Here is a 2,462-nt window from a genome sequence, read left to right on the forward strand (position 1 = left end):
CAAGCAACATAATTGATCGCCTCTAGATCCAGTACAGCCAACAATTAGCACTTATTTTGTTGGTGCGAAAGTTGAGTCAATAATATAAACGTTTCAAATGCTGCGACGGATAACCAGGTTGCTCATTCACTCCTCTATTTAATGGAAACTTACCAAAGCTCAGAAATAAATTTGACTCAACAGGAGCTATCCCATTTTGTCGGCTTAACTCGTATCACGGTATATAAAATTTTGAAAAAGTGGACATCCAAAGGATTAATCACCATACAAAACAGAAAAATTTTCGTCTTGAACAGAAGTGCCCTTAAAAAAATAGCATTTAGTTAATCAGAAGTTTAATCTATGCTACTATTCATTTTTTGTTATGGCTAGTTCAAAAAATGAAAGAGCATTTTACTTTTAAAAAGAGTGGATTGGCATAAGCGAAATATTCCTTTTTCCACTCCCTTCCCTATTTAACCGGTCTCCCAAATTTTTACAAGCAGATCGAAACTGAACGAAGACAACCAGTCATTCTCCTGGTTATAACCTGATTAAATTTTATGAAAGAAATGTTAAAGAATTAACAGTTTTGTTAAAACCCCCAACATACAATGACTAAGAAGAGATGTTGAACCAACCAAACAGGCCGAAAGCACTTTATTTCCAGCAGCGTTTATAATCTATAACGAAAGGTAATTGAATTCAAAGAGATAAAAGTGTAGCAACTATAACTTATTGCACAAGCAAAAACTGAAAAAATAGTTCATTAAAATAAAAGGAGCGGTTTTTATGAATCAACAGATGCAAAATTCTCCTTATTCCAAGGTCGCCGCCAACCCAAAATTAGAGCCAATAAACTTTGAATCCAACTCAATTCCCAGGATTTCCTACCTTGTAGTTTTCATGTGTTGGTTCTGTATGTTTGCTGAAGGCTACGATTTAGCCATCTACGGAGCTGTGCTTCCTGCTTTGCTGGAATATCCAGCATGGTCATTATCTCCGGCACAGGGAGGCACCATAGCAAGTTATGCCCTTATCGGTATGCTTATAGGAGCGGTGTGTGTAGGGACACTTACAGATATTTTTGGAAGAAAAAAGATATTGGTATTTTGTCTGTCTCTATTTTCTATCATGATGGCTCTTTCGGCTATAGCACCTTCGCCTGAGTTGTTTAGTTCATTCCGTTTTATCGCAGGACTTGGATGTGGCGGTATCATTCCTACAGCCTCTGCATTGACAATAGAATACTCTCCAATTAAACGCAGATCACTCATGTATGCCATTATGTATACGGGATACGCCTTTGGGGGAGTATTTTCCGCTTTGGTTTCCATGTTATTTTTGCAGGAATATGGTTGGCAATTAATGTTTTGGTTTGGAGCAGTACCTATTCTCGCTGTCCCTTTAATTATTAAAAATATGCCTGAGTCCATTGACTTTTTAATAGCTAAAAATAGAACCGCAGAGGCAGAAAGTATTGCCAAACGCTATAATATTTCCCTGGAATCCATCATACAAAAACAGTCCAATAAGGAACCGGAAAAGAAATCAAATAATGTAGCAGCACTTTTTTCGAAGCGTTACATTAGAGCAACAATGTTTTTCTGGATAACCTTCTTCCTGGGACTCTTTATGATCTATGGTTTGACTACATGGCTGCCTAAACTGATGAGAGAAGCCGGATATCCGCTTGGTTCAAGCCTGGGCCTTCTTTTGATGTTGAACCTTTCAGCTGTTGCCGGATCTCTTTTAGCAGGAATCGCCGCAGACCAATGGGGATCTAAAAGGGTTATCTTTATCTCATATTTACTTGCAGGAATATCTATCTCATTATTAAGCATTAAAACATCCATGTTTATCCTATATGGATTAGTGGGAATTGCAGGTTTTGGAACAATTGGGACGACATTAATATTAAACGCCTATATTTCAAAGTACTTTGATGCTAAAAATCGTGCAACCGCTTTAGGCTGGGCACTCGGTTTCGGAAGAATCGGAGCCATTTTGGCACCCATACTGGTTGGCTTGTTTATGTCATGGAATTTTAACCTTTCTATGAATTTTTATCTGTTTGCCATGGCAGGGCTCCTCGCTTCGATCTCTATTTTATGTATACCAAAACACGATAGCGGAAATGTATAGATATTAAAAATTGAACTTTCTACTGTTCTATCGACACATACGGAAAAATATGGAATCAGGTAACAAAGGGCCCGGTTTCTTCCTATGTTTGGAGTATATGATAACTAATATACCTGGTTTATATTTCTCTATTTATACTCAAATTCATATCTTAAAAATTGAAACAAAATCGGAATGAAGATTATTCATTCAAAGCAAACAAATAGAAATTATTAACCCTGGTTCCATTCATGATCTTCTCGGTTATACTCATATTGTCTTACTAAACATACATGACCGGCGGGTCACAAACTTGGCATGAAAATGTTTCCAGCCAATAGTTCCCAGCACAAGCCTCC

At 37.4% G+C, this 2,462-nt stretch carries 2 protein-coding genes; both read left to right on the forward strand.

The annotated features are described in order from the left end of the window. The first annotated feature begins 84 nt into the window (after nt 1–84). Complete coding sequence (locus AB1L08_RS22150; RefSeq protein WP_413066740.1) at nt 85–327, forward strand: Crp/Fnr family transcriptional regulator; 243 nt, start codon at nt 85–87, stop codon at nt 325–327. 444 nt (nt 328–771) lie between these two features. Next, complete coding sequence (locus AB1L08_RS22155; RefSeq protein WP_413066739.1) at nt 772–2,124, forward strand: MFS transporter; 1,353 nt, start codon at nt 772–774, stop codon at nt 2,122–2,124. Nucleotides 2,125–2,462 lie beyond the last annotated feature (338 nt).

The sequence above is a fragment of the Siminovitchia jepli genome, assembly GCF_047228825.1.
Taxonomy (GTDB): domain Bacteria; phylum Bacillota; class Bacilli; order Bacillales; family Bacillaceae_C; genus Siminovitchia.

What these genes read in the sequence shown, in the direction of transcription:
- AB1L08_RS22155 (WP_413066739.1), top strand. Translation starts at nt 772, where the DNA reads ATGAATCAACAGATGCAAAATTCTCCTTATTCCAAGGTCGCCGCCAAC.